Raw genomic sequence first — 20811 nt, forward strand, 5'->3', positions numbered from 1 at the left:
GGGGTCGGGTCCGAGGTAACGGGCACGCGGCGATGCGGCGTGCCCTCAAGGCTCAGCGAAGGCGCTCCATTACCTGGCCAGTTGCGTCAAGATGGCGTGGGCCGCCTTGATGCGCGCCTCGTTGGGGTAGTTGCGATTGGCCAGCATGACGACGCCGATCCCTTTGGCCGGCACGAAGGCCACATAGGCCCCGAAGCCGTTGGTCGAGCCGGTCTTGTTGAAGAGCACAGGGTGCCCTGTTGCAGCGGGCGCGGGCGCCGCCGGGTTGGCATTGTAAATCATCGCCGGGGAGTTGCCCACCAGCAGCGTCTGCTCGCTGACGGGATAGGGGTAACGCTCCCAGCCCAGTCCCTGGGTCATCTCCCCCACCGCATACTGGCCCTGGTGAGTCAGATCGATGGCCTGCTGCATGGCCGCATTATCCACCCCGCTGATGTTGGCCTTCACAAAGCGCAGCAGATCCGCCGAGCTGGTCTTGATGCCGTAGGCCTCGTCCGCCAGCATGCCGGGAGTGACGCGGATGGGCTTGTCCTCCTTCGAGTAGCCGTAGGCGTAGTGCCCCATGGCCTGCTCGGGCACATTGAGGTAGGTATGGTACAGGCCAAGCCCCGGCAGGATCGTCTGCTCCATCAGGCGATCGAACGGCTGCTTCATGCTGCTCGCCGCCAGATAGCCAAAGAGCCCGATGCTGGGGTTGGCGTACTGGCGATGGGAACCCGGCGAGTAGGCTGGGGTCCACTGGCGGTAGTAGGCCTGCATCTTCTCGAGCGAATCCACCTCCTCGGGGAATTGCAGCGGCAAGCCGCCCGCGCTGTAGGTAGCCAGCTCCCCCATGGTGATGTTGTCAAAGGCGGATCCCTTGAGCCAGGGGGCGAACAGACTCGCCTTGTCATCGAGCTCGAAGCTCCCCTGCACCACGGCGTAGGCCCCCAGCGTCGCGGTCAGGGTCTTGCTCACGGAGCCTATCTCGAACAGGGTCTGCTCGCTGACACCGACCGCGCGCTCCCGATCGGCCACACCGTAGTTGAAATAGTGGGCCTTGCCATCCTTGAGCACGGCCACCGCCATGCCCGGGATCCTGTGCTCCTTGAGCAGCGGCCGGATGCTGGCATCCACCACGGGGCGCAGGGGATCGGTCGCCGCCTTGTCACCGGCATGAGCCAGACCGGCCCACATCAGGGTGGCCAGAGCGCCCCACAGGATGGATTGTCGTTGTTGCATTGCATGTCTCCTGACTGTCGTTAGCAAGGTATCGCCATGGCGGCGAGTGATGAACCCAGCATAGTCCCGCGAGGTGTGCTGCCGATGAGGCTCTGTGAAGTCAGTGTGAAGCCGCTCCCTCTTTTTACCCATGAAAAAGGGGAGCCATGGCTCCCCTTCAATCACCTTGCAACGCAGGCTTATTTCTTGCCCGGGTTGTCCCAGATCCCCTCTTCCAGCTGGCTGCGCAGCTCGGGGTATTTGTTGGCATCGAAGGTCGGCACGCGGCCCACCTTGAGCTGGTCGTTGTAGTCCTTGGCCAGCTTGATGGCGACGCCGGAGAGCAGCAGGATGGCCACCAGGTTGACGATGGCCATCAGCCCCATGGAGACATCCGCCAGAGCCCACACGGTCGGCAGTTCGCCCACGGAGCCGAACATCACCATGCCCAGCACGAACATCCGGAACAGCATCAGGCCACCCTTGTGGTTGTGCTCGAGGAACACCAGGTTGGTCTCCGCATAGGAGTAGTTCGCCACGATGGAGGTGAAGGCGAAGAAGAAGATGGCCGCTGCGATGAAGATGTTGCCACCGCCGCCCACTTGGGAGGAGAGCGCGCGCTGGGTCAGCTCGACACCGGTCACGCCGGAACCCGGCTCGAACTGGCCGGACATCAGGATGATGGCGGCAGTACAGGTACAGATGACGATGGTATCGAGGAAGACCCCCAGCATCTGCACATAACCCTGGGAGGCCGGGTGCGGCGGATAGGGGGTGGCGGTGGCGGCAGCGTTGGGAGCAGAGCCCATGCCCGCCTCGTTGGAGAAGAGGCCGCGCTTGATGCCGTTGATCATCGCCTGGGAGATGGCATAGCCCATGGCGCCGGAACCTGCCTGCTCGATGCCGAACGCAGACTTGATGATGAGGGCGAAGATACCCGGCAGCTCGCTGATGTTCATGAACACCACGAACAGCGCCATCAGGATATAGGCGATCGCCATGAAGGGCACCACCAGCTCGGCAAAGCGGGCGATGCCGCGAATGCCGCCGAAGATGATGAGACCGGAGAGCACCACCAGGGCCAGACCGCTCACCCAGTCAGGGATGCCGAAGGCGACGTTCATGGCCAAGCTGATGGAGTTGGCCTGCACCGCGTTGAACACCAGACCGAAGGCCAGCAGCAGGCAGAGGGAGAAGACCACTCCCATCCAGCGCATGCCGAGGCCGCGCTCCATGTAGTAGGCGGGGCCGCCGCGGTAGTTGCCATCCTCATCCTTGACCTTGTAGAGCTGGGCCAGGGTGCTCTCCACGAAGGCGGTGGCCATGCCGATGAAGGCGATCAGCCACATCCAGAAGACGGCGCCAGGGCCACCCAGATAGATGGCGACGGCCACACCGGCCAGATTGCCCGTCCCGACACGGGCCGCCAGGCTGGTACACAAAGCCTGGAAGGAGGAGATGCCGGCGCTGTCGGATTTGCGACTGTTGCGCAGGACCGAGAACATGTGGCCGAAGTGGCGGATCTGGATAAAGCCCAGGCGGAAGGTAAAGAAGATACCGACCCCGATCAGCAGGTAAATGAGCACGGCTCCCCACATCAGGTCGTTAATCATTGCAATCAAGGTGTCCATAATTCTCTCGTTGTTATCACATCCATGGCCAGTCTGCGCTGACCGCTCTCTGTCAATTTCCGAACCAGCATTGCGCCGAAGGGGCGGAATCTAGCATAGCGAGGGAATTCAGAATAGTGACAGGGCTCACTGGGGAGACAAAAAACGAGCAATTTGATGCAAAAAAGCTTCATTTAGCACGCAATAAATCAACAAAAATTGATGTGCAACCCAGCCCCTCACAAATTGGAGCCAATAGAGAACCATTTTACAACTCATCCCATGGGGGTAAAAACCGCTGAGTGAAACGACATCAGGGAGACAAGCGTTTGCCTCTCATGCCTCATCGGCAAGGGGTTGTAACGCAAAACGTTTTACACGTAATTAAATTTCAAGTAGCTGACAGAACTATTTATGTGACCTCCCGCACAAATTCATGAATCCACCAAAATAATTGCGCTTTTCTATGTCGGAGCCAGCCGCCACACCATGAATAAAACTCGTTTTTTATCAAACACTTTCACTCGACAGCCGGTACCGCTTTCACCACCTGGCTGATTCGCATACAAGCCCCCCTATTGCAGGATGCGCCACATCCGTATTAATTAGGCAGGCAATGACGATGGGGCCTGCCCATCGCCCCTTTCTGAGCCTGAGCCGCCGGGATCTTGTAATTTAATTTCAGAACTGCCGTCTCATGCCCACCACCCTGGGATTGCTCCCTCATAAAGAGATGATATTTGCCATGGCCGATAAATTGACCCAGCTGAAAGCCCTGACCACAGTGGTTGCCGATACCGGCGACATCGAAGCCATCAAGCGCTACCAGCCCATCGATGCCACCACCAACCCCTCTCTGGTACTCAAGGCCTCCGAGATCCCCGAGTACGCAGCCCTGATCCAGGACGCCATTGCCTGGGCCAAATCCCAGAGCCAGGACAAGGCACAGCAAATCATCGACGCAGGCGACAAGCTGGCGGTCAACATCGGCCTCGAAGTGCTGAAAATCGTCCCGGGCCGCATCTCCACCGAAGTGGACGCCCGCCTCTCCTTCGACACCGACGCCAGCATCGCCAAGGCCCGCAAGCTGATCCGCCTCTACAACGAAGCCGGCATCAGCAATGATCGCATCCTGATCAAGCTGGCCTCCACCTGGGAAGGGATCCGTGCCGCCGAGGTGCTGGAGAAAGAGGGTATCCAGTGCAACCTGACCCTGCTGTTCTCCTTCGCCCAGGCCCGTGCCTGTGCCGAAGCCGGCGCCTTCCTCATCTCCCCCTTCGTCGGTCGCATCCTCGACTGGTACAAGGCCAAGAACGGCCGTGACTACACCGCCAGTGAAGATCCGGGCGTGGTCTCCGTCACCGCCATCTACAACTACTACAAGCAGCACGACTACCCGACCGTGGTCATGGGCGCGAGCTTCCGCAACACCGGCGAAATCCTGGAACTGGCCGGCTGCGACCGCCTGACCATTGGCCCCGCTTTGCTGGAAGAGCTGAGCAAGGCCGAAGGCACCGTGGTGCGCAAGCTGGACTACACCGGCGAGCGCACAGCCAAACCGGCCCCGATGACCGAAGCCGAATTCCGCTGGGAGCTGAACCAGGACGCCATGGCCGTCGAGAAACTGGGGGAAGGCATCCGCCTGTTCGCCATCGACCAGGGCAAGCTGGAAACCATGCTGGCAAGCCACCTGTAAGGCCGCTCGCCACACGGCTCTCACAGAGCGAAGTGGCGCCGCAAAAACCGGGCTCCCGAAAGGGCAGCCCGGTTTTTTTGTGCCTGTTTCCGGTTGTCACAACTTCGTCATAAAAACGTTTTATTTTCAAAGGCGTCGTGTTATACGGATGGTGAAAACCATAAAACCAAGGAGGGAGCCATGGACATGTTCAACTTCGATTTTGACGAGGTCGTTGAGCTGGGTTCACGTAGCCGCGGGACAACGGGAAAAAAACGCAAATGGCGTGAGATTGAGGCGCTTAAAGACAAGCACCGCCTGCAAAAGGAGCTGCAGGCCATCGACATCGCCTATGAAGGATCGGACGACCTGGAGCTCTGATACGCCCACGTCGCCCATGTTTCACTCCAGCGATTGGAGCCATAAAAACAGCGCCCCGGATTGACCGGGGCGCTGTTTTTATGGGTGAACCTACTGTCAGGCTGCAGGCAGCGAGAGCTGTTTGGCCAGCGCCTGGAAATGCTGGCTCACCTCCGCCCCGAACAGGGGATCATTGATGGCCCGGTTCTGCCAGAGCTGTTCGAGATGACGCCAGTCATCCTCGGTCAGGGAGTCGCGCAGATGGGGGAAGATGACCCCTTCCTCATAGTTCATGTGCGCCTCCTGCTGCTCGATGAACTGCTCCAGACGGGCCACGAACTGATCCAGCGGGATGACCGCATCCATCAGGATCATCTCCACCATCTCCTTGAGCTCGGTCCCTGCATCCAGCAGACGGGCGTGCTCCTCGTGCAGCCGGTTGGCCACCTCCCCCTCCACCACCCTGTATTTCAGGTAGTAGTCATAAATCATGTCTTCCTTCGGGTGGTGGTACTTGTCGGATACCTCGCGCAGATAATCCACCACATCCCGCAGCAGGAAGTAGCTCACCGGCTGCTCATTGCGAATGGCCGCCAGCTTTTGCTTGAGCAACGTCAGCAACCGGGTGATGTTGAGGTGGTCCTTATGCAGACTGGATAACATGGGCACTCCTTGCACTGAAATGAGAAAACGTCTGTCTCGAGTATACGGTCATTTATTGCCTGAACTTTGCACTCAATCAAGTCGGATGCAGACAGCGGCTGCACCAGCCTCTCACCGCAGGGGGCACAGGGGAGACCATTTCCCCTGTGCATTCAAGGCGTCAGGCCGCCGGATCGGCGCAGACCGAGAGCCAGTCGATGGGACTGCGTCCTTGCTGGACCAGCAGGCGATTGGCCTCGGAGAAGTGGCCGCAACCGATGAAACCGCGATGGGCAGAGAGCGGGCTGGGATGGGGGGCGCTCAGCACATGGTGGCGCGACCGGTCGATGAAGCGCCCTTTCTTCTGGGCATGAGCGCCCCACAGCAGGAAGACGACTCCCTGGCAATGGGCATTGATCCGCTCGATGACTCGATCGGTAAAGGTCTCCCACCCCAGGTGGGCGTGAGAGTGCGCCATGCCCGCCTGTACCGTCAGCACCGTATTGAGCAGTAGCACTCCCTGTCTGGCCCAGGATTCCAGGAAGCCGTGATTGGGTGTGACAAAACCCGGCAGATCCCGCTGCATCTCCTTGTAGATGTTGACGAGGGACGGCGGCGTGCGCACTCCGGGCAAGACGGAGAAACAGAGGCCGTGCGCCTGGTCCGGGCCGTGATAGGGATCCTGCCCCAGAATCACCACCTTGACGTCATCCAGCTCGGTCAGTTTGAAGGCATTGAATACCTCGGTCGCCGGGGGATAGATCACCTTGCCCGCCTCCCGCTCGGCCCTGACGGTGGCCAGGGTGTCCATGAAATACGCCTGCTCTTTCTCCGAACCAATCACATCTTTCCAGGTCAGCACACCCGTCTCCTCTCGTTGCGAATCCACTCCTTCCATCCTGGCTGGCATGCCAGCCTCTCCCTCTCCCCACTCCCCGCCTTCTGTCCAGCTTGGCACCGCTATCTCCTCGGTCAATAGAGCAAGGGGCTCAGGATAGGGTCCTCGCCCCCAAGACGCAACCGCATGGAGGTCAGGCTCAGCCTTGCCAGCCTGGGAAGTGGCGGCGGCGTTCACGGGCAATGACCGGTACTGCGTCGACACAGGAATAACAGGACGTCCTTCGGACAGGCCTCTGGGCAGGCCGGTTTTCGCTGACGCCAGAAATAAACCCTAAAGGTGTAGTTAAATTACTAGATATGAATAATAAAAAATGCATAATTCATATATCTTACAAAAACAGAAAAATGATCTGTTTTTGATTCAACTCAATGATTTAATCCCTTTCAATGCACGTAAAATGGGGTTTTATTGATTTGGATCAATTTTCGTAATATTACCGTCGTGGTATATATGGCCCCAACGAAGTAAAGGTGTAAGGCAAGGCCCCGTTAAATCATTCCTTCCAAGAGGTGGTTTAAAAACATCAGGGTAATGTGCTTACCGTTGAATTCGCTTTCCTATGAGGAGTCATACCATGATCAAGGGCATCCAAATCACCCAGTCCGCCAACGCCGCTCTGCTGAACTCTTTCTGGCTGCTGGACGAAGATAAACAACAGGCTCGCTGCATCTGCGCCAAGGGCGACAGCTTTGCCGCCGATCAGGAAGTCAGCCTCTCCGACCTGGGTCAATTCGAATACCGTGAACTGCCGGTTCAGCAAGAGCCTGTGGTCGAAGGGGGGCAGCACCTGAACGTCAACGTACTGCGCCGCGAAACCCTGGAAGACGCCATCGCCAACCCGGAAAAATACCCGCAGCTCACCATCCGCGTCTCCGGTTACGCCGTGCGTTTCAACGCCCTGACCCCGGAGCAGCAGCGTGACGTGGTCACCCGCACCTTCACCCAGAGCCTGTAAGGCACCCTGCGTAAAGAGATAAAAAAACGGCCCCCTCGGGCCGTTTTTTCATGGGTGATGATCACCGCCGGAACCTGGTTCAGCTTCGCAGGTCCACCGGCCTTGCCACCACGGGTTTCGCCAGGGCGTCCTGCATGGTGGCCTCGTCGAGCTGATCGCAGTAACGGGCCACCACCAGGGTCGCCACCCCGTTGCCGATGAGGTTGGTCAGGGCGCGCGCCTCCGACATGAAGCGATCAATCCCGAGGATCAGCGCCAGCCCGGCTAGCGGCAGATGCCCTACCGCCGAGATGGTGGCTGCCAGCACGATGAAGCCACTCCCCGTGACTCCGGCCGCCCCCTTGGAGGAGATAAGCAGCACCACCAGCAGGGTGAGCTGATGGAACAGGTCCAGCGGGGTGTTGGTCGCCTGGGCGATGAAGACGGCTGCCATGGTCAGATAGATGGAGGTGCCGTCCAGGTTGAATGAGTAACCGGTCGGGATCACCAGACCCACCACCGATTTCTTGCAGCCCAGCGCCTCCATTTTCACCAGCATGCGCGGCAATACGGATTCCGACGAGGATGTTCCGAGCACGATCAACAGCTCTTCCCGGATATAGGCAATAAAGCGCACAATGCTGAAGCCATTGGCTTTGGCGATACTGCCGAGCACCAGGAAAATAAACAGCAGGCAGGTCAGATAGAAGCTAAATAGCTGTTCCGAATAGTAGATCACAGGAAGAAGGGAACTCAGTCCAGTTTGTGCGATCTCATTAGGCGCGAAACAAAACAAGCCACACCAAAAGGACTGAGTTGATGCCTATCCTACCACCCCTGCCACGACCACAACGGCGCCGCATTCACAAAATCATCCATGCCACGCGTGATAAAGGGCATGCTCGTCGCTTGATGGCCATCTTGCTGTTACATGAAGGACGCACGATCACTGATGTTCATCACCTTACCGGCGCTGCTCGCTCGACCATCGGCCGTTGGCTTCGGTGGTATCGGGATGAAGGTGTGGGGGCGTTAGAAGCCTTACCGGCTGGCCGTGCCCCGATCTTACCTGTCGCCAAGATTGTCACCTTACTGGTGCTGCTCATGCAGTTTTCTCCGCAAGATTTTGGTTATCAGCGCAGCCGTTGGTGTACCGAACTATTGGCTATCAAAATCAATCGGTTAATGGGGCTCAATATGGCAGCCTCCACGCTCCGCCGATGGTTACCGCATATGGGCATTGTCTGGCGAAGGCCCGTGCCGACCTTGCGGATAAAAGACCCTGCCTATCAGGAGAAAATGGCTAATATCGACGCGGCACTGGCCCGCTGTGATGCAGATAATCCGGTGTTTTATGAGGATGAAGTCGATATAGACCTTAATCCCAAATTAGGGGCCGACTGGATGTTCAGAGCGCAGCAAAAGCGGGTTGTCACACCTGGAAAGAACGCCAAACATTACCTGGCAGGCGTTCTCCATGCAGGCAATGGAAGAGTACTTTACGTCAGCGGGATAAAGAAAAACTCATCCCTGTTTATCGCCATGCTGGAAAAGCTGCGTCGCCACTACCGACGAGCCAAAACCATCACACTGATCCTCGATAACTACATCATTCACAAAAGCAAACAGACCGAGCGATGGTTGAAGAAGAACCCCAAGTTCTGCCTGGTGTTCCAGCCAGTTTACAGCCCTTGGGTTAATCACATCGAACGGCTGTGGCACAAGTTACATGAAACCATCACGCGCAATCATCAATGCAGAGGAATGGCCAGCCTGCTGGCCCAAGTGAAACACTTCATGGATACCGTGTCTCCTTTCCCGGGGAATGGCTATGGTACAGCGAAGGTGTAGCACTATTGGGATCAGTTATTTAGCAATTAATTGCCCCAGCTGCACCAAAGAACCAATACCGTATTTCCCTATGGTAAATGCCATGGCACCAAATGCCCCGATCGGCGCCAGTTTCATGATCATGTTGATGATGCCGAAAATAACCTGGGAGAAACCATCGATGATATTGAAGATGGGTTTTCCCTTCTCCCCGATATGATGCAGGGAAAATCCGAACAGGACGGCAAACAGCAACACCTGGAGTATATTGCCGCCGGCAAAGGCACCGATGACGCTGGCCGGTATCACATCCAGCAGGAAGGGAATTATCCCCTGGGACTGGGCCTGATCCGCATAGACGGAGATGGCGCTGGCGTCGAGTGAGGAGGGATCCACATTCATACCGGCCCCGGGATGCAGCACGTTGACCACGCACAGACCGATGATCAGGGCCAGGGTGCTCACCACTTCAAAATAGATCAGCGCAATGGCACCGGTTTTGCCCACCGCCTTCATGCTTTCCATGCCGGCAATGCCGGTGACCACGGTACAGAAAATGACGGGGGCGATGATCATCTTGATTAATTTAACGAAGCCATCACCAAGGGGTTTCATATCTGCGCCCAGACTCGGATAGACATGTCCCAGACATATTCCGATGGTGATTGCCAATATCACCTGAAAATAGAGGCTACTGACAATTTTCTTGTGCATGCTCAACGTCCTGTTAATAAGTGTGACTCCACTGACAGCAAATAACGCATGCAGCAGTCTGCGGCGAGAAATAGGGTTATCTCACCCGCTTCATACCTTTTTGCCATCCTGACGGTCGCTACTTTTGCATGTCATAAGAAGCAAATAAGAGACATCAACCACACAATATACTTAACATCATTAACACCACGGAAACATGGTCGCAATGGACGCCGAAGAGCACCAAATGAAAATGACGGAAATAAAAATGCCCCGCATGGCGGGGCATTTTTGATAGTAGAAATCGCGATCAGGCGGAGGTATCGAGGGGCTCGAAGCCCTTGACGAGATCGTCGATGGCCTTCATCTGCTTGAGGAAGCCTTCCAGCTTCTCCAGCGGCAAGGCGCTCGGGCCGTCGCAGCGGGCAATTTTCGGATCCGGGTGGGATTCGATAAAGAGACCGGCCAGGCCCACCGCCATGCCGGCACGAGCCAGCTCGGTCACCTGCTCGCGGCGACCGCCGGAGGCCGCTCCCAGGGGATCACGGCACTGCAGGGAGTGGGTGACGTCAAAGATGACCGGATAGCCGCCGGTGCTCTTCTTCATGACGCCCAGACCCAGCATGTCCACCACCAGGTTGTCATAGCCGAAGTTGGCACCGCGCTCGCAGAGGATCAGGCGATCGTTGCCACACTCCTCGAACTTGTCGGTGATGTTCTTCATCTGGCTTGGGCTCAAGAATTGCGGCTTCTTGATGTTGATGACGTTGCCGGTGCGGGCCATGGCCTCTACCAGATCGGTCTGGCGCGCCAGGAAGGCGGGCAGCTGGATGACGTCGACCACCTCGGCGACCGGTTTGGCCTGATGGGGCTCATGCAGATCGGAGATCACCGGCATGCCGAAGGTCGCTTTCAGCTCCTGGAAGATCTTCATCCCCTCTTCCAGACCCGGGCCGCGATAGGAGTGGATGGAGGAGCGGTTGGCCTTGTCCCAGCTCGCCTTGAACACGAACGGGATGCCGAGCTTGCTGGTCACTTCCACGTACTTCTCGCACACCGCCATCGCCATGTCGCGGGATTCCAGCACGTTCATGCCGCCGAACAGCACGAAAGGTTTGTCGTTGGCGACGTCGATCTGGTTGACCTTGATATTCTTCTGTTCCATCTCAGGGATCCTTAATGGAGGGGCTTGGGACTGAGGTCCAGGGTGGCCAGCTGGGTTTTCAGCACATCGGCCACGGGATCATCAGGGCATTGTTCAATAAAGTATTCGAAATCGTCGGCGGCAAAGCGCGGGCAATCGAGTTGCTCATAGATGAAGCCCCGATCCCGCGTCTCCAGCGGATCGCCGGGCTTCATGCGCAGCAGCAGCTCGCTGCAGCGCAACGCCTCCGTCATGCGCTCCTCGCGCAGCAGGGCGCCCTTGCTGACATTGAGCAAGCGCTCGATGATCTCCCACTGCCCCGATGGCTGCAGATGATCATCGCTCAGACTCGCCAGGTTGCCGAGGGCACCGCGCAGCAGCAGTTCGATGCGGTGCCGGCTCAGTTCATCACCGTTGAAGGGGTCCACATAGACCTCCCCGTCCAGACCGGCAAAACTCAGGAGGAAATGGCCGGGGAAGCAGATCCCCTCCACATCCAGCCCTATCTTGCGACCCAGCTGGATGAGGAGGATGCCGAGACTGACCGGGATCCCCTTGCGCCTTGCCAGCACCTGGTCCAGATCGCAGTTGGCGGACGAGAAGTAATCCTGCCAGTCGCCACGAAAGCCCAGGGTCTGGTAGAAACCCTGCAACAGCTGACGGCGCACCTCGTCGCAGTCTCCCTCGGCAATCGTCTCGTCCAGCCAGGCATCGAGGAGGGCAAGCTCGGCCTCTCCCGTGCCGCCATGGCCCCGGATCTCGTCGCTCACCGACAGCGCCAGCTCGGCCAGATCGTGAGCCTCGAAGTCGGTCCACTCATCCACACGTATCATCGTCATCCTTCCTAGCCGAACAGGCTGGCCTGCTTTTGCACCGCAAGCTTGGCGATAAAGAAGATCCACCCCAGTGCACCCAGGAAGGCAAACCAGCGGATGCCGTTGCTACGGGCCAGGCGCAGCGCCATCATGGCCAGAAACGCCACCACCAGGATGGACGTCAGCTTCTCGGCCAGCCAGGGAATGGCGTTGTTGAGGGGGTTGAGACCCAGTACCATGCAGAGCAGCACACCGGAGAGCACCACCAGGCCGTTGAGCCAGCCGCTGATCTTGAGGGTGCGGGCGCCCCCTGCCAGCGCGGAGCCGGTCTGCAACCAGTAAAAGCGCAGGATAAACATCAGCACGGCCCCGGCAATCAGGGTGAGGTGCAGATGCTTGAGAACAACATACATAAGATTTCCTTGAACAGGGGCAGACCGGGCCCGCCCGTCATATCACTGAGCCAGGCGCCCCAGGGTCACCCGCTCGTTATCGCCGTAATCGCGCACGGTTTCCACCTGGACGTAGCCTTGTTGCAGCAGGAGTTGACGCACCGCCTCCCCCTGATCCCAGCCGTGTTCCAGCAACAGCCAGCCACTTGGCACCAGATGGGCGGGCGCCTGGGTGACGATGAGGCGGATATCCGCCAGCCCCTGCTCCTCCGCCACCAGGGCGGAGCGCGGCTCGAAGCGCACGTCCCCCTCGTGAAGATGGGGGTCCGTCCCGTCGATGTAAGGCGGGTTGGAGACGATCATCGCAAAGCGCGGTGCATCCGAGAGCGGCGCAAACCAGCTGCCGTCGCGCACCTCGATGGGCAACCCCAGGGCGGCGCTGTTGGTGCGGGCCAGCGCGGCCGCGGCCGGCATCCTGTCCACCGCCCATACATCGGCATCCGGTCGCTCAGACTTGAGCGCAAGGGCGATGGCACCGGTGCCCGTGCCCAGATCCAGCAGGGCGCAGGGGCCGCCCGGCAGGCGGGCCAGCGCCTGTTCCACCAGCACCTCGGTATCAGGGCGCGGGATCAGGGTGGCCGGGCTCACTTTCAGCGGCAGCGACCAGAACTCCCGCTCGCCGATGAGGTGGGCAATGGGCTCACCATTGAGGCGACGGGCAAGCCAGCCCGCCAGGGTCGCCTGCTGGGCGGCATCGAGCTCGTGCTCCGGCCAGGTCATCAGATAGCTGCGCCGACAATCCAGCAGATGACAGAGCAGGGCATCGGCGTCGGCACGGGGGGATTCCCCGGAGGCCAGGGTCGCCATGATGTGGGCGCGGGCCTGCTGGATCTGCATCAGTTGCTCTCGGCCAGGGAGGCGAGCTGATCCGCCTGATACTCCTGCACCAGGGGGGTGATCACGCAGTCCAGATCCCCTTCCAGGATTTCGCCCAGACGATAGAGGGTGAGGTTGATCCGGTGCTCGGAGAGACGCCCCTGGGGATAGTTGTAGGTGCGGATGCGCTCGGAGCGATCCCCGGAGCCCACCAGGTTGCGGCGGGTACTCTGCTCGGCGGCGCGGTGGCGTTCGTCCTCGGCCGCCTGCAGGCGAGCGGAGAGCACCGACATCGCCTTGGCGCGGTTCTTGTGCTGGGAGCGCTCGTCCTGGCACTCCACCACCAGCCCGGTGGGCAGGTGGGTGATGCGGATGGCGGAGTCGGTCTTGTTGACGTGCTGGCCGCCGGCACCGGAGGCGCGGAAGGTGTCGATCTTCAGCTCGGAGGGGTTGATCTCCACCTGCTCGGCTTCCGGCACTTCCGGCAGCACGGCCACGGTACAGGCGGAGGTGTGCACCCGGCCCTGGGATTCGGTCTCGGGGACTCGCTGCACCCGGTGGCCGCCGGACTCGAACTTGAGGCGGCCGTAGACGTGCTCACCGTCCACCTTGGCGATCACCTCCTTGTAGCCACCGTGTTCGCCGTCATTGCAGCTGACGATGGAGACACGCCACCCCTGACGCTCGGCGTAGCGGGAGTACATGCGGAACAGATCCCCCGCGAAAATGGCCGCTTCGTCGCCACCGGCACCGGCACGGATCTCCAGATAGCAGTTGTTGTCATCCTTGGGGTCGCGCGGCAACAGCATCACCTGAAGCGCCTGCTCCTGCTCCTCGAAGGTCGCCTTGGCGAGCGGCAGTTCCTCCTGCGCCATCTCCCGCAGCTCGGCATCCTCTTCCTCCAGCATCAGCCGGGTGGTGTCGAGGTTCTCTTCGGCCTGGCGGAAACGCTGGAAGGCGTGAACGATATCTTCCAGCTGGGCGTATTCCCGGGTCAGGGCGCGGTATCTGTCCTGATCCGAGGCGACCCCGGGCTCCCCGAGCAGGGCCTGTACTTCTTCATGGCGCTCGATGAGGCCTTCCAGCTTTCTGATCAATGAGGGGTTCATGACTCTTGGATTCTCGATGGAGGACGGGACGGCAAAGGGCCGTCCCAACACTATGATTCTTGTGACAATCCCAGCACCTGACGCAGTTGGGCCAGCTTGTGGCTGTCCCCCTGGGCGGCGGCCTGGCGCAGGGCCTGGGTCGGTGCGTGGATCAGCTTGTTGGTGAGGCGATGGGCCATGGCCTTGAGCGCCTGCTCGGCATTTTCACCCTGTTGCAGGGCCAGCAGGGCCCGCTGCAACTCTTCGTCGGCGACCTGCTGTGACTGATGGCGATAATCGCGAATGAGATCCACCGAGTGCTGGCTGCGATACCAGCCCATGAACTCGTCGCGCTCTTCCTGCACGATGAGTTCCGCCTCGGCGGCCGCCCGCTTGCGGGTCTCCAGGTTCTGCTCGATGATGCCCTGCAGATCGTCCACCGTGTAGAGATAGGCATCGGAGAGCTCGTCCACCTCGGCTTCGATGTCGCGGGGCACGGCGATGTCCACCAGGAACATGGGCTTGAAGCGACGCGCCTTGAGCGCCCGCTCCACCATGCCCTTGCCGATGATGGGCAGGGGGCTTGCCGTGGAGCTGATGACGATGTCCGCCTCGTGCAGGTAGTCCGGGATCTCCTCCAGGGTCATTACCTGGGCACCGAACTCCTCTGCCAGCAACTGGGCCCGTTGCAGGGTCCGGTTCGCCACCATCATCCGGGTCACGCTCTGCTCGCGCAGGTGGCGGGCCACCAGTTCGATGGTTTCACCGGCGCCCACCAGCAGCACCTTGGTCTGGGAGAGATCGGAGAAGATACGGCGGGCCAGGCTCACGGCGGCGAAGGCCACCGACACCGCGCTGGCGCCGATCTCGGTGTCAGTGCGCACCCGTTTGGCCACCGAGAAGGATTTCTGGAACAGGCGCTCCAGGGATCCTTTCACCGCATCCGCCTGCTGGGCGTGGGCGTAGGATTGCTTGATCTGCCCCAGGATCTGCGGCTCCCCGAGCACCAGGGAGTCGAGGCCGCAGGCCACCCGCATCAGGTGTCGCACCGCTTCCTCGTCCTGGTGCCGGTAGATGGCGGAGAGCACCTCGCTCGCCTCCAGCGCGTGGAACCGCTGCAACCAGTTCAGCACCTGCTCCCCCTGCCCCTGCTCCAGGCTGCAATAGAGCTCGGTGCGGTTGCAGGTGGAGACGATCACCGCCTCGCTGACGCCAGGCTGCTCCACCAGCTCACGCAGGGCGCGATCGATGCGGTCCGGGCCAAAGGCGACCCGCTCCCGCAAGGCGACACTGGCGGTGTTGTGGTTGATTCCGAGGGCAAGCAGACTCATGGGTGGGTGATGATCGTTTCATGCACAGGGTGTAGAGGCCGACAATTGTACGAGAAAGGGTAAGTCTTTAAAAGCAATACGGCCGCCCCTTATACTGTCGCAAACCTCATCTGCGGAGCTCCACCTTGTTGTTGCGTATCTTCTCCCTCGCCTGCCTGCTGGTGCTGGCGGGCTGTACCACCACCCAACCCCAGCGGGATCAGGTCAACTGGCAGCAGGAGCGCGCCCGCCTCGAACGCCTCACACACTGGCAGTTGTCGGGCAAGATGGCCATCATCACCGCCCGCCAGAAGGGCAGCGCCCGCCTCAACTGGCAGCAAAACGGCGACGACTATCGCCTCAACCTCACCAGCCTCATCGGCACCCATATTCTGGAGCTCTCCCGTACCGGCGGCGAGGTGACTCTGCTCGACAACGACGGAAAACAGCACCAGAGCCAGGATGCTGAAACCCTGGTCTATCAGCTCACCGGCTGGCACATTCCGGTGGCCGGGCTGCCTGAGTGGATCAAGGGATTGCCGGGGCAGGCCGAATTCGAGCTCAACCCCGATGCTAGCCTCGCCAGCGTGCGCGACGGCCAGTGGCAGATCGTCTACGGGGACTATCGGGATCAGGACGGCTATCGCCTACCCCACCTGCTCACCATGACCGGGCAGGAGAGCCGTCTCAAGCTGCAGATCAACGAGTGGACCCTGGCACCATGATGCACGACCAGACGCCGATCCGCTGGCCCGCCCCGGCCAAGCTCAACCTCTTCCTGCACGTCAACGGCCGCCGCCCCGATGGCTACCACGAACTGCAGACCCTCTTCATCTTCCTCAACCACGGCGACTGGCTCGAATTCGAGCCGATCCCCGGCAGCGACCAGCTCACCTTGAGCCCGGCCATTCCCGGCGTGCCCGATGAACAGAACCTCATCATCCGGGCTGCGCGACTGTTGCAGAGCCGGTTGGCCAGTCCGCAGGGAGCCCATATCCGGCTGGAGAAGGTACTGCCCATGGGCGGTGGCATCGGGGGCGGCTCGTCGGACGCGGCCACCACCCTCGTGGCCCTGAACCACCTCTGGCAAGCCGGCTTGAGTGAAGACGAGCTGGCCGAGCTCGGCGTGCAGCTGGGCGCCGACGTGCCGGTGTTCGTGCGGGGTAAGGCCGCCTTCGCCGAAGGCGTGGGGGAGCGGTTGCAACAGATCGAGGTGCCGGATGCCTGGTACCTGGTACTCAAGCCGGATTGCCATGTGGCCACCGCCGCCGTGTTCCAGGATCCCGACCTGCCCCGCAACACCCCCAAGATGACCCTGGACAATCTGCTGGCAGGAGAGTGGAAAAACGATTGCGAGCTGCTGGTGAAAAAGCGCCACCCCGAGGTTGCCAATGCGCTCGGCTGGTTGCTAGAATACGCGCCGTCAAGAATGACGGGCACTGGCGCCTGCGTCTTTGCTCGATTTGAAGACGAAATGGCTGCTCGGAAGGTGTTGGCAAGAGTGCCGGAAGGCTGGGATGGGTTTGTCGCCAAGGGCGAGAACATATCACCACTCTTCGTCACTTTGCAACAAGTGAGTGATTGGGGTATCGCCAAGCGGTAAGGCAGCGGGTTTTGATCTCGCCATTCCTAGGTTCGAATCCTAGTACCCCAGCCAACTCTCTCCTTGTTGAGGCAGCATCGGGAGGTGTTGACCTCGTCGATGTGTCTTGGGCCAATCTGACGCGATGGCGCTCAAGGTGGATTCCCGTCCACCCACCCTGCGGGTGATGAGACGCCATCCTCGACATCGCCCAGAGACCTTGTCCGTCATCTTGCTAAATCGTTTGCCCCCAAACGATACGGGTCTAAAATCAGACTCCCCACATACTGGATGCAACCCCGAGGTTTCAAACCGTGCCTGACATGAAGCTGTTTGCTGGTAACGCAACGCCGGAACTAGCCCAGAAGATCGCAGATCGCCTGTTTATCAAACTCGGCAATGCTGCCGTAGGTCGCTTTAGCGACGGCGAGATCAGCGTACAGATCAACGAGAATGTACGCGGTGGCGATATCTTCATCATTCAATCCACCTGTGCCCCGACCAACGACAATTTGATGGAATTGATCGTCATGGTGGATGCACTGCGTCGTGCTTCAGCTGGCCGTATCACTGCCGTTATCCCCTACTTTGGTTATGCCCGTCAGGACCGCCGCGTCCGCTCCGCCCGTGTGCCCATCACCGCCAAGGTCGTCGCCGACTTCCTCTCCAGCGTGGGTGTGGACCGTGTGCTGACCGTTGACCTGCATGCCGAGCAGATCCAGGGCTTCTTCGACGTCCCCGTCGACAACGTGTTCGGCAGCCCGGTGCTGCTGGAAGACATGAAGGCCAAGAACCTCGAATCCCCCGTGGTCGTGTCACCGGACATCGGCGGCGTGGTCCGTGCCCGTGCCATCGCCAAGCTGCTGGACGACACCGACATCGCCATCATCGACAAGCGTCGTCCCCGCCCGAACGTCTCCCAGGTCATGCACCTGATCGGCGACGTGGCCGGTCGCGATTGCGTCATCGTCGACGACATGATCGACACCGGTGGCACCCTGTGCAAGGCGGCCGAAGCGCTGAAAGAGCGTGGTGCCAAGCGCGTGTTCGCCTATGCGACCCACCCTGTCTTCTCCGGCACCGCCGTTGAAAACATCAAGAATTCGGTCATCGACGAGCTGATCATCACCGACTCCATCCCGCTCACCCCGGAGATGAAGGCAGTCGGCAAGGTCAAGCAGCTGACCCTCTCCTCCGTGCTGGCCGAAGCGATTCGCCGCATCAGCAACGAAGAGTCCATCTCTGCCATGTTCGAGCATTGATAGGCCCTGTCGTGACAAAAACCGCCGAATGGCGGTTTTTGTTTTTCTGTTTCCGCTCGATCCCGCCCTGGTGCGCCGATGAGGGCGGCTGGCACGGCAGACAAGGGCCGGGCGATGCCCGTTCTGGCCGCCATGCACGGCCGTTATCCTCCCCGCTGCCGCACTTTGGTTGAGTGTTCGCCAGTCGGCGGCTAGAATATTGCGTCCCATTGCCCAGGGCCATCCGCTCATGGCAAGTAGCGAGTGAAGACATCAAGCGTGACAAGTCAAATCAAACTGATTGTCGGGCTCGGTAATCCCGGCCCCGAATATGCCAAGACCCGCCACAACGCGGGGGCCTGGTATGTGGAGCAACTGGCCCGCTGGCACAATGTCAGCCTGCGCGAAGAGCCCAAGTTCTTCGGCCATACCGCCCGCATCCTGGTGGACGGGCAGGATGTGCGGCTGCTCATCCCGAACACCTACATGAACCTCTCCGGCAAGGCGGTGGCGGCGCTGGCGCGCTTCTACCAGATAGCCCCGGAAGAGATCCTGGTGGCCCACGACGAGCTGGACCTGCCCCCCGGCATCGCCAAGTTCAAGCAGGGTGGCGGCCACGGCGGCCACAACGGCCTCAAGGACATCATCGCCAGGATGGGCAACAACAATAACTTCTTCCGCCTGCGTCTCGGGATAGGTCATCCCGGCGCCAAGGAGCTGGTGGCCGGCTTCGTGCTGACCAAGGCCCCCAGCAGCGAACAGAGCCTGATCGAGGCCGCGCTGGACGAGTCCCTGCGCGCCACCGACATCCTGTTCAAGCAGGACATGACCAAGGCCATGCATCGCCTGCACAGCTTCAAGGCCGAGAAAGTCTGAATACAGATGCCTGACACGCGTCAGGGTCGAACAATATGACGGGGTCGCCCAAGAACCTGTTCATGCTCTGTAACGAGAGGTTGTCAGCAAGGTAAAGCGCAGCGCAGGAACCGGAGCGTATAGTCATACGTGAGGATTCCGAGCAGCACATGAGCCTTGATCACAGCCTCGCAGCAAGAGCGTGGACAGGTTCTGCGGCCCTCCCACAGCATCCATCACGTAAGGTAACTATCCATGGGTTTTAAATGCGGTATCGTGGGCCTGCCCAATGTAGGCAAATCCACCCTGTTCAATGCGCTGACCAAGGCCGGCATCGAAGCCGCCAACTTCCCGTTCTGCACCATTGAGCCGAACACGGGTGTGGTCCCCATGCCGGATCCCCGCCTCGACCAGCTGGCGGCCATCATCAACCCGCAGCGGGTCGTGCCGACCACCATGGAGTTCGTGGACATCGCCGGCCTGGTGGCCGGTGCCTCCAAGGGCGAGGGCCTGGGCAACCAGTTCCTGGCCAACATCCGCGAGACCGAGGCCATCGGCCACGTGGTGCGCTGCTTCGAAGACGAGAACATCGTCCACGTGGCGGGCAAGGTCTCCCCGGCCGACGACATCGAGGTGATCAACACCGAGCTGGCCCTCTCCGACCTGGACGCCTGCGAGCGCGCCATCAACCGCCAGTCCAAGCGTGCCAAGGGCGGCGACAAGGACGCCAAGCTGGAAGTGGAAGTGCTGGAGAAGATCAAGGTGGCGCTGGAAAACGGCCAGATGATCCGCGGCATGAAGCTGGACAAGGAAGAACTGGACGCCGTCAGCCACCTCAACTTCCTGACCCTCAAGCCCACCATGTACATCGCCAACGTGGCGGAAGATGGCTTCGAGAACAACCCCTACCTGGATCAGGTCCGTGAGATCGCCGCCGCCGAGAACGCCGTCGTGGTCGTGGTCTGCTGCGCCATCGAGGCGGACATCGCCGAGCTGGACGACGAGGATCGCGCCGAGTTCATGGCTGATTTGGGGATTGAGGAGCCGGGCCTGAACCGGGTGATCCGTTCCGGTTACGAGCTGCTCAAGCTGCAGACCTACTTCACCGCCGGGGTGAAGGAAGTACGTGCCTGGACCATTCCGGTCGGTGCCACCGCCCCGCAGGCCGCGGGCAAGATCCACACCGACTTCGAAAAAGGCTTTATTCGCGCCCAGACCATCGCCTTCGACGACTTTATCACCTACAAGGGTGAGCAAGGCGCCAAGGAAGCAGGCAAGATGCGCGCGGAAGGGAAAGACTACATCGTCAAGGATGGCGATATCATGAACTTCCTGTTCAACGTCTAACCCCATGAGAGGCCAGCATTTGCTGGCCTCTTTTTTATCTGGCCAGAGGCGCGATCTGGGTGCGAATGTCGTAAAAAAAACCAGATTGTTGGGCTTTTGCACGACAGCGGCCAATAACTCGCCAAACGCACCCAAATTCGTTTTTTCAAACAAAAAAAGGGTTGACGCCCCAGAGCCAGATACGCATAATTCCGGCCGCACAGTGACGAGGCAACGACTCACTGGAAGCACGGTTGGCTATGTAGCTCAGTTGGTTAGAGCATCGCACTCATAATGCGGGGGTCACAGGTTCGAATCCCGTCATAGCCACCATTCT

General features: G+C 60.0%; 20 protein-coding genes, 2 tRNA genes and 1 pseudogene. 11 read left to right on the forward strand and 12 right to left on the reverse strand.

From position 1 onward, the window contains the following. Nucleotides 1-69: 69 nt before the first annotated feature. The gene (blaMOX, locus tag PG879_RS02070; protein ID WP_113977784.1) at nt 70-1221 is read right to left on the reverse strand and encodes a CMY-1/MOX family class C beta-lactamase; all 1152 of its coding nucleotides are present in this window, start codon (nt 1219-1221) and stop codon (nt 70-72) included. A 179-nt stretch (nt 1222-1400) separates the two neighbouring features. After that, a complete protein-coding gene (locus tag PG879_RS02075) occupies nt 1401-2831 on the reverse strand; it encodes an alanine/glycine:cation symporter family protein (RefSeq protein WP_043155782.1) in 1431 nt (476 codons plus the stop codon). 724 nt (nt 2832-3555) lie between these two features. Between PG879_RS02075 and tal the strand changes: the two genes are divergently transcribed. Further along, a complete protein-coding gene (gene tal / locus PG879_RS02080) occupies nt 3556-4506 on the forward strand; it encodes a transaldolase (protein ID WP_010673859.1) in 951 nt (316 codons plus the stop codon). A gap of 180 nt (nt 4507-4686) precedes the next feature. After that, the gene (locus tag PG879_RS02085) at nt 4687-4866 is read left to right on the forward strand and encodes a DUF3545 family protein (RefSeq protein ID WP_010673858.1); all 180 of its coding nucleotides are present in this window, start codon (nt 4687-4689) and stop codon (nt 4864-4866) included. 96 nt (nt 4867-4962) lie between these two features. Here PG879_RS02085 and PG879_RS02090 read toward each other — a convergent pair whose 3' ends face one another. Then, nucleotides 4963-5508 (reverse strand): hemerythrin domain-containing protein, encoded by a 546-nt coding sequence (locus PG879_RS02090; protein ID WP_041212588.1) that lies wholly within the window; start codon nt 5506-5508, stop codon nt 4963-4965. Between the two features lie 160 nt (nt 5509-5668). Continuing rightward, a complete protein-coding gene (gene ung / locus PG879_RS02095; RefSeq protein ID WP_010673856.1) occupies nt 5669-6349 on the reverse strand; it encodes a uracil-DNA glycosylase in 681 nt (226 codons plus the stop codon). Nucleotides 6350-6962: 613 nt separating this feature from the next. Here ung and grcA point away from each other — a divergent pair. Continuing rightward, nucleotides 6963-7343 carry an autonomous glycyl radical cofactor GrcA gene (gene grcA, locus PG879_RS02100; RefSeq protein WP_270829641.1) on the forward strand — a complete coding sequence of 127 codons (381 nt, stop codon included), beginning with the start codon at nt 6963-6965 and terminating at the stop codon, nt 7341-7343. A gap of 79 nt (nt 7344-7422) precedes the next feature. Here grcA and PG879_RS02105 read toward each other — a convergent pair whose 3' ends face one another. After that, nucleotides 7423-8118: a cation:dicarboxylate symporter family transporter gene (locus PG879_RS02105; protein ID WP_270829642.1), complete on the reverse strand. Its 696-nt coding sequence runs from the start codon at nt 8116-8118 to the stop codon at nt 7423-7425. Between the two features lie 23 nt (nt 8119-8141). On the opposite strand from PG879_RS02105, the gene PG879_RS02110 reads away from it, so the two are divergent. Continuing rightward, complete coding sequence (locus tag PG879_RS02110; protein ID WP_157160652.1) at nt 8142-9173, forward strand: IS630 family transposase; 1032 nt, start codon at nt 8142-8144, stop codon at nt 9171-9173. A gap of 21 nt (nt 9174-9194) precedes the next feature. Here the strand turns inward: PG879_RS02110 and PG879_RS02115 are convergent. The 7 genes and pseudogenes from PG879_RS02115 to hemA form a co-directional block, all read right to left on the reverse strand. Continuing rightward, a pseudogene (locus PG879_RS02115) lies at nt 9195-9866 on the reverse strand (cation:dicarboxylate symporter family transporter); the annotation flags it as partial. Nucleotides 9867-10155: 289 nt separating this feature from the next. Beyond that, a complete protein-coding gene (kdsA, locus tag PG879_RS02120; protein ID WP_039039605.1) occupies nt 10156-11010 on the reverse strand; it encodes a 3-deoxy-8-phosphooctulonate synthase in 855 nt (284 codons plus the stop codon). Nucleotides 11011-11021: 11 nt separating this feature from the next. Then, entirely contained in the window at nt 11022-11822 is an 801-nt protein-coding gene (locus PG879_RS02125; protein WP_042015581.1) for a SirB1 family protein, read from the reverse strand. 11 nt (nt 11823-11833) lie between these two features. Continuing rightward, nucleotides 11834-12217: a SirB2 family protein gene (locus PG879_RS02130; RefSeq protein WP_039039603.1), complete on the reverse strand. Its 384-nt coding sequence runs from the start codon at nt 12215-12217 to the stop codon at nt 11834-11836. Between the two features lie 42 nt (nt 12218-12259). Then, complete coding sequence (gene prmC / locus PG879_RS02135; RefSeq protein WP_113977787.1) at nt 12260-13093, reverse strand: peptide chain release factor N(5)-glutamine methyltransferase; 834 nt, start codon at nt 13091-13093, stop codon at nt 12260-12262. Then, nucleotides 13093-14181, reverse strand: a complete 1089-nt coding sequence (gene prfA / locus PG879_RS02140; protein ID WP_041215613.1) for a peptide chain release factor 1 — start codon at nt 14179-14181, stop codon at nt 13093-13095. Before prfA ends, prmC begins: the two co-directional genes overlap by 1 nt. A 50-nt stretch (nt 14182-14231) precedes the next feature. Continuing rightward, nucleotides 14232-15491 (reverse strand): glutamyl-tRNA reductase, encoded by a 1260-nt coding sequence (hemA, locus tag PG879_RS02145; protein ID WP_041212583.1) that lies wholly within the window; start codon nt 15489-15491, stop codon nt 14232-14234. Nucleotides 15492-15616: 125 nt separating this feature from the next. On the opposite strand from hemA, the gene lolB reads away from it, so the two are divergent. The 7 genes from lolB to PG879_RS02180 all read left to right on the forward strand — a co-directional run bounded on the left by lolB (nt 15617) and on the right by PG879_RS02180 (nt 20807). Beyond that, nucleotides 15617-16195 (forward strand): lipoprotein insertase outer membrane protein LolB, encoded by a 579-nt coding sequence (gene lolB / locus PG879_RS02150; RefSeq protein ID WP_161957696.1) that lies wholly within the window; start codon nt 15617-15619, stop codon nt 16193-16195. Beyond that, complete coding sequence (gene ispE, locus PG879_RS02155) at nt 16195-17073, forward strand: 4-(cytidine 5'-diphospho)-2-C-methyl-D-erythritol kinase (RefSeq protein WP_052814546.1); 879 nt, start codon at nt 16195-16197, stop codon at nt 17071-17073. The genes lolB and ispE overlap by 1 nt, the downstream gene beginning before the upstream one ends. Then, nucleotides 17053-17127 (forward strand) — tRNA-Gln (locus PG879_RS02160). The genes ispE and PG879_RS02160 overlap by 21 nt, the downstream gene beginning before the upstream one ends. A gap of 239 nt (nt 17128-17366) precedes the next feature. After that, nucleotides 17367-18314: a ribose-phosphate pyrophosphokinase gene (locus PG879_RS02165; protein WP_010673845.1), complete on the forward strand. Its 948-nt coding sequence runs from the start codon at nt 17367-17369 to the stop codon at nt 18312-18314. A gap of 258 nt (nt 18315-18572) precedes the next feature. Continuing rightward, complete coding sequence (pth, locus tag PG879_RS02170; RefSeq protein WP_113977790.1) at nt 18573-19169, forward strand: aminoacyl-tRNA hydrolase; 597 nt, start codon at nt 18573-18575, stop codon at nt 19167-19169. A 234-nt stretch (nt 19170-19403) separates the two neighbouring features. After that, nucleotides 19404-20495 (forward strand): redox-regulated ATPase YchF, encoded by a 1092-nt coding sequence (gene ychF, locus PG879_RS02175; protein WP_042078059.1) that lies wholly within the window; start codon nt 19404-19406, stop codon nt 20493-20495. 235 nt (nt 20496-20730) lie between these two features. Then, a tRNA-Met gene (locus tag PG879_RS02180) sits at nt 20731-20807 on the forward strand. Nucleotides 20808-20811: the final 4 nt, after the last annotated feature.

This window comes from Aeromonas sp. QDB63 (genome assembly GCF_027707425.1).
Classification (GTDB): domain Bacteria; phylum Pseudomonadota; class Gammaproteobacteria; order Enterobacterales; family Aeromonadaceae; genus Aeromonas; species Aeromonas caviae.

Coding starts and splice junctions, on each gene's coding strand:
- prfA (WP_041215613.1), bottom strand. CDS start 14,181: ATGAACCCCTCATTGATCAGAAAGCTGGAAGGCCTCATCGAGCGCCAT.
- grcA (WP_270829641.1), top strand. CDS start 6,963: ATGATCAAGGGCATCCAAATCACCCAGTCCGCCAACGCCGCTCTGCTG.
- PG879_RS02125 (WP_042015581.1), bottom strand. CDS start 11,822: ATGATACGTGTGGATGAGTGGACCGACTTCGAGGCTCACGATCTGGCC.
- hemA (WP_041212583.1), bottom strand. CDS start 15,491: ATGAGTCTGCTTGCCCTCGGAATCAACCACAACACCGCCAGTGTCGCC.
- ispE (WP_052814546.1), top strand. CDS start 16,195: ATGCACGACCAGACGCCGATCCGCTGGCCCGCCCCGGCCAAGCTCAAC.
- PG879_RS02085 (WP_010673858.1), top strand. CDS start 4,687: ATGGACATGTTCAACTTCGATTTTGACGAGGTCGTTGAGCTGGGTTCA.
- ychF (WP_042078059.1), top strand. CDS start 19,404: ATGGGTTTTAAATGCGGTATCGTGGGCCTGCCCAATGTAGGCAAATCC.
- PG879_RS02130 (WP_039039603.1), bottom strand. CDS start 12,217: ATGTATGTTGTTCTCAAGCATCTGCACCTCACCCTGATTGCCGGGGCC.
- prmC (WP_113977787.1), bottom strand. CDS start 13,093: ATGCAGATCCAGCAGGCCCGCGCCCACATCATGGCGACCCTGGCCTCC.
- PG879_RS02110 (WP_157160652.1), top strand. CDS start 8,142: ATGCCTATCCTACCACCCCTGCCACGACCACAACGGCGCCGCATTCAC.
- kdsA (WP_039039605.1), bottom strand. CDS start 11,010: ATGGAACAGAAGAATATCAAGGTCAACCAGATCGACGTCGCCAACGAC.
- PG879_RS02075 (WP_043155782.1), bottom strand. CDS start 2,831: ATGGACACCTTGATTGCAATGATTAACGACCTGATGTGGGGAGCCGTG.
- blaMOX (WP_113977784.1), bottom strand. CDS start 1,221: ATGCAACAACGACAATCCATCCTGTGGGGCGCTCTGGCCACCCTGATG.
- PG879_RS02090 (WP_041212588.1), bottom strand. CDS start 5,508: ATGTTATCCAGTCTGCATAAGGACCACCTCAACATCACCCGGTTGCTG.
- tal (WP_010673859.1), top strand. CDS start 3,556: ATGGCCGATAAATTGACCCAGCTGAAAGCCCTGACCACAGTGGTTGCC.